At 47.2% G+C, this 5282-nt stretch carries 7 protein-coding genes; all 7 read left to right on the top strand.

Annotation, left to right across the window (positions count from 1 at the left end):
- Positions 1-148: 148 nt before the first annotated feature.
- The 7 genes from RUMCAL_RS15830 to RUMCAL_RS04435 all read left to right on the top strand — a co-directional run bounded on the left by RUMCAL_RS15830 (position 149) and on the right by RUMCAL_RS04435 (position 5032).
- Positions 149-976, top strand: a complete 828-nt coding sequence (locus RUMCAL_RS15830) for a hypothetical protein (protein ID WP_169725983.1) — start codon at positions 149-151, stop codon at positions 974-976.
- A complete protein-coding gene (locus RUMCAL_RS15375) occupies positions 951-1091 on the top strand; it encodes a hypothetical protein (RefSeq protein ID WP_021681380.1) in 141 nt (46 codons plus the stop codon). The genes RUMCAL_RS15830 and RUMCAL_RS15375 overlap by 26 nt, the downstream gene beginning before the upstream one ends.
- Positions 1092-1166: 75 nt before the next feature.
- A complete protein-coding gene (locus RUMCAL_RS04455; protein WP_021681379.1) occupies positions 1167-2228 on the top strand; it encodes a recombinase family protein in 1062 nt (353 codons plus the stop codon).
- Entirely contained in the window at positions 2213-2707 is a 495-nt protein-coding gene (locus tag RUMCAL_RS04450) for a hypothetical protein (RefSeq protein ID WP_156902414.1), read from the top strand. The genes RUMCAL_RS04455 and RUMCAL_RS04450 overlap by 16 nt, the downstream gene beginning before the upstream one ends.
- Positions 2704-3024 carry a hypothetical protein gene (locus tag RUMCAL_RS04445; RefSeq protein WP_021681377.1) on the top strand — a complete coding sequence of 107 codons (321 nt, stop codon included), beginning with the start codon at positions 2704-2706 and terminating at the stop codon, positions 3022-3024. The genes RUMCAL_RS04450 and RUMCAL_RS04445 overlap by 4 nt, the downstream gene beginning before the upstream one ends.
- Positions 3025-3038: 14 nt before the next feature.
- The gene (locus tag RUMCAL_RS04440) at positions 3039-3311 is read left to right on the top strand and encodes a hypothetical protein (RefSeq protein ID WP_040646991.1); all 273 of its coding nucleotides are present in this window, start codon (positions 3039-3041) and stop codon (positions 3309-3311) included.
- 155 nt (positions 3312-3466) lie between these two features.
- Positions 3467-5032 carry an AAA family ATPase gene (locus RUMCAL_RS04435; RefSeq protein ID WP_021681375.1) on the top strand — a complete coding sequence of 522 codons (1566 nt, stop codon included), beginning with the start codon at positions 3467-3469 and terminating at the stop codon, positions 5030-5032.
- Positions 5033-5282: the final 250 nt, after the last annotated feature.

Here is a 5282-nt window from a genome sequence, read left to right as displayed (position 1 = left end):
TCGCCAGACGCTCTTTGTGCGGTATTGCCCTAATTTCATCTATGCTTTTACACAAGGGCAGGAAAAACTTCGGCTTGACAGCAATGCCCAGTTAAAATATCGGAACAGCTGGGCGTGTACTGCGTTGTTCAGCTCGGAGTCTTACCTTGTGAATGCCGAACGAGACAACCTAGGAATCGTTGCTCGAGTGATCACACTGGATGGACTGACCTACACAGTAGATGGTACCCATTCGGAACAGATCAAGGCATTTACAGGCAAAAACTACGGATATATAGGTTCTCTGCTGGCAGAGCATCTTCTTGCATCGGACAGTGCGGAGATCTTACAGCAGTTTCAAGACGTGCGTGAAGAACTGCTGGAACTGTTTCCGGAAACATGCAGCCTTTCGGAACGGCTCGCTATGAACTACGCCATGATCATAACAACATCTGTGATGTTGAGTACACTGGGCATTCAGACCAATACGGAGATCCTAAAGCAGATGTGCGTGCTTCTGCATGGTGAGATCACTGAAGAGGCACATCCGGGCAAAAACCTGGTATGCCGTATCTTCAATTATATCTCCTGCAGCTACAAAATGCTGGAGGGTATCAAATGGACACTGGATCGGGAAAAGAAGCCGATAAAGGTGGAGATCTTGGAGTCCACCTTTGAACAGATTCTGGAACAGATCGGAGCCACCGATAAAAAAACCGCAGTTCGTGTTCTTCTGGATGAAGGATACTTGGTCACACCGGAGAAAAACCGCATTAAGGCAAAGATCAGTATCGATGGCGTTGTCAGCTACGGCTACCGGTTTTGCTATCCGAAGATCGATGAAGCCTTTGGTCCGGTGAATGATGCCGTTTACACCTACAAAAGGCAAAGCCTGGGACCGATGCAGATAATGGAGGAAAGAGAAGCTGCCTATGGAAGAGATTACCAGATTACAGATCAGCCGAAACCGATTGAGGGAAAGCTTTTTTTACTATGACGGCTGTGATACAGAAAAACAAAAAGCTTCTGATGAAGAAGCTGCCGACGATCGCATGATCGATCTGGCGGCTGATGTTCTCGTTGCGATTCTGATGGAGGAGCGTGCATCATGAGATACTGGGTCGTACGACCGCCGCCGGAGTGCGGTTGGAGTGGCAAGAAAAAACAGAAGGGAAAGGGATTTTGCAATGAATACATCAAAAAAGACGCAGCTTGCACTCGTCTATATTCGCTATAGTTCACATGCCCAGGACAACGGCAATAGTCCGGCGGCACAGATGACGTGTGCGGAGAATTACACAGAAGCACATCAGATGACCATTGAACAGATCTATCACGATTACGCCAAGACTGGCAGAAACACCAATCGGGAAGGCTACCAGCAAATGAAGAATGATATCCTGTCCGGAAAAGTACAGGCAAAGATCGTTGTGGTAAGAGCACTGGACCGGCTCCACAGAAACACCGGGAATCAGATCGAAGACCTGAAATGGATGGAATCACATGGGATCCGGCTGATCGCTGTGAATGACAGCATTGATACAGCATCTGAGGACTACAGCAAGTTTGCCACGATCGTAAAGGCGGCAGCGGCAGAGGAAACATCAGACAACATTTCTAAAAATACCAGAGCGGCACTGCTGGAAAGTGCCAGACAGTGCCGTCATCTGGGCGGCGTTCCACCCATCGGCTATACAGTCAATGAGGCTGGACTCTATGAGATCGATCCTCTGACAGCACCGATCGTTCGTGACATCTATACCCTTTACAGCAGCGGCATGGGCTACAGCTACATCAAAAAACATCTGAGAGAAAAGGGATACAAGACCACCGGCGGCAACGACTTTTCAGACACCGCCATCCACACCATCCTGACGAACCAGAAATACAAGGGCACTTACACCTACGACCGCACAGCTGCCAAGGACAGCGACGGACACCGAAACTCCCACAAGATCAAGCCGGATCCCATAGAGATCCCGGACGGGATGCCGGCGATCATCGAGCCGGCACGCTTCGACAAGGTCCAGGAGAAGCTGGCACAGAACCGCCGGCGGACAGCCAGCCGAACCGGCAAGAACTACTACGCCCTCAACGGTTTCACACGCTGTCCGAAGTGCGGCAAGCCGTTCTCCGGCAACGTCAACCACAGCAACGGGCACAAGTACCTGCAGTACCGAAGAAGCTGTGACTGCGGCATCCCAGCGTGCGGGCAGACCAGCTGGCACCGTTTGTGTTTCACGCAGTGAAGAACTGTCTCTTTCAGCCGGCCAACCAGCCAAAGATCATCGAGGCAGTCAACCAGAAGCTTTCTCTCCGAAAACTGATGCAGAGCGGAGAGACCAACACCATACAAAATCGGATCAACGGACTGGAAAAGGCAAACGCCAATCTGATGGCATACCTGGAACAGGGACGTGCTACCGAAACCATCCTGCGTTCCGTTGAGAAAAACGAACAGGAACTCCAGCAGCTGAAACAGCAGCTGGATGCTTTGGACAATCCGATCTCTGCGGTGAATGATGCAACATACCAGGAGATCGTTCAAAAGTTTACAAACTACATGTGTACTGAAAGATCGCCGGAGGCAGCTGCACTGAAAGAGGCTGTGCTACGGGACATTCAGATCGGTAAAGAAACCATCACCGTGAACTTTCAGCACGGTGTTTTCATAGATGAAGAAACAAAAGCATACTTCAACGACAACAGAAAGGAATTGGCATCATGACATATCAATTTGAAAATCCCATTGCGTGTACCGAAGCACTGGTAACTGCAATTGAGAAATTGAACGACTTTGAACAATATACGCTGACGATTCTGGGAATTGACCAGAATGGCTGTTACACCAACAAGGGAACCGTGACGATCAACGAAGAAGAACTGCAGCCGCTTCTGCAGGAGAAAAAGCTTTCCTTTCCAAAAGGCATCATCGGACAAAGAGTCAAGATCATCTCTCTCGAGAAGCTGCGGCAGGAACAGGCAAAAGCAGCACTTTTCCAGAAGATCGCAGAAGACGGCGAAGAAATCAACGTGGAATTTTGAAAGGGGCTATTTTTATGAAGCAGATTTTCGTACTTACTTATAACTATACCAACAAGAAGTTAGCACAGATGGCAATTGCTTGTGTCATCCGATGCAGAAGTACCCATGGAAAGCAGCTGCGTGTACGGGACATCATTGAAATGAACCGTCCCGGACTATATCAACAGCTATCTCGTGGAGATAAGTGCAGAGTGGGCAGAGCCGTCAGCAAGCTGTACAATCAGGGAATGCTGCCGCATCTGACCAAAGGAAAGAAGAAGGGTTCAACCAATACGTACTTCTGCTAAGTAGCAGAAAGAACATGTCACAATGAGAAAGCTCCGGATCGTCCTAAGTGGCGGGAAAATCCGGAGCTTTTTGTGTATGAAAAAGTTGCTTTTTCCCCTCTGCTGTGGTATAATAAAGGGAAAGAAATTGAAAACACAGCAAGGAGGGAAATGCAATGGGTGTTTACTTGAATCCGGGAAATGTTGATTTTCAGAAGAGCTTAAATTCTGAGATTTACATCGATAAGACAGAACTGATTGCGTATACGAATAAGAAATTAAATACAGAACAGGGGTACATCTGTGTCAGCCGTCCACGAAGATTCGGAAAGTCTATGGCGGCGAATATGCTGACGGCTTACTACAGTCGTGGCTGTGATTCCAGAGAAATGTTTCAAGGACTGAAAATTGCAAAGCATACGGGATTTGAAGAGCATCTGAATCAATACAATGTGGTTCACTTGAATATGCAAAACTTTCTGAGTAAAACACAAACCATTGAACAGATGATTTCGCTGGTTACAAAAGCAGTAGGGCGTGATCTGCTGCGGGCATATCCGGATGTGGATTATTTGGATAAGACTATTTTAACATTTATGTTAGATGACATTTATGAGGACAGTCAGGTTCCATTTATCTTTATTATCGATGAATGGGACTGCATTTTCCGTTCTCGAAAAAACCAGCTGGAAGAACATACAAAATACTTGGACTTTTTGAGAGATTTGTTAAAGGACAAGAGTTACATTGCCCTTGCCTACATGACGGGAATTTTACCCATCAAAAAATACGGAGAGCACTCTGCCATCAATGCTTTTTACGAATATTCTATGACGGATGCCTCTCCCATTGAAGAGTTTACCGGCTTTACAGAACAGGAAGTCCGCCGACTGTGTGAGCAGTACAAGATGCCGTTTACAGAGACAAAGAAGTGGTATGACGGTTACTGTGTAGACGGCGTTTCGATCTACAATCCCAAGTCTGTGGTAGAAGCTATGCTCCGTGGAAAATTCAGCAACTACTGGACAAAGACAGAAACCTATGAAGCACTGAAAGTGTACATTGACCTGAATCAGGACGGGCTGCGTGACAAGATCGTACAGATGATCGCAGGCGAAAAAGTGCCTGTGAATCCGGATAAGTTCCAGAATGACATGACCACATTCCACAGTGCGGATGATGTTCTTACGCTGCTGGTGCATCTGGGATACTTGACCTATGATGAACAGAATCGTGTGGTGTGGATTCCGAACGGAGAAGTGCGGCAGGAGTTTATCAATTCCATTGAAGACGGCGGCTGGGAGCCAGTTGTACAGGCAATTCGTTCCTCGGAGCGGCTGCTGCAAGCTACCCTTTCCGGCGATGCGGAAACAGTTGCCGAACTGATCGAACAGGCACATCAGGCGAATGCATCGATCTTGAAATACAACGATGAAAACGCTCTGTCCTGCGTGATCTCCCTTGCATACTACTCTGCTCAGAAGAACTACACCCTGCACCGAGAAATGCCGGCTGGAAAAGGCTTTGCAGATATTGTGTTTGAGCCGAATCGAAACTGCGATTTGCCTGCTCTGATCGTTGAGCTGAAGTGGGGGCATTCCGCAGAAGAGGCAGTGGAACAGATCAAGCGGAAGGATTATCTGGATTGCCTGAAGAATTATACCGGCGAGGTTCTTTTGGTTGGCGTGAATTATGATAAGGAGAAGCGGCATACTTGCCGGATTGAACGGGCAGTGATATAAGGCAATACTGCATCTTTTTGATTAAGAAGATAGAATGATACTATTTTTCAAAAAAGAATGGAAAAATACACTTTTTCTATTGACAAATACTGCCTTGCCGTGCTATAATAATATCATTCAGAATATATAATACATTCAAACAAAAAGGAGGAAAATATGACAAAACAATGGAAACGGCTGGCTGCCCTTTCGTCGGCAGCAGTCATGGCGGTGGGAACGCTGCTGTACTTCCCGACCGATACCCTGCAAA

Origin of the sequence: Ruminococcus callidus ATCC 27760 (assembly GCF_000468015.1) — a bacterium.
Taxonomy (GTDB): Bacteria; Bacillota; Clostridia; order Oscillospirales; family Ruminococcaceae; genus Ruminococcus_C; species Ruminococcus_C callidus.
This window is presented reverse-complemented; position numbering and strand designations above follow the sequence as displayed.

What these genes read in the sequence shown, in the direction of transcription:
- RUMCAL_RS04455 (WP_021681379.1), top strand. Translation starts at nt 1,167, where the DNA reads ATGAATACATCAAAAAAGACGCAGCTTGCACTCGTCTATATTCGCTAT.
- RUMCAL_RS04445 (WP_021681377.1), top strand. Translation starts at nt 2,704, where the DNA reads ATGACATATCAATTTGAAAATCCCATTGCGTGTACCGAAGCACTGGTA.
- RUMCAL_RS04440 (WP_040646991.1), top strand. Translation starts at nt 3,039, where the DNA reads ATGAAGCAGATTTTCGTACTTACTTATAACTATACCAACAAGAAGTTA.
- RUMCAL_RS04435 (WP_021681375.1), top strand. Translation starts at nt 3,467, where the DNA reads ATGGGTGTTTACTTGAATCCGGGAAATGTTGATTTTCAGAAGAGCTTA.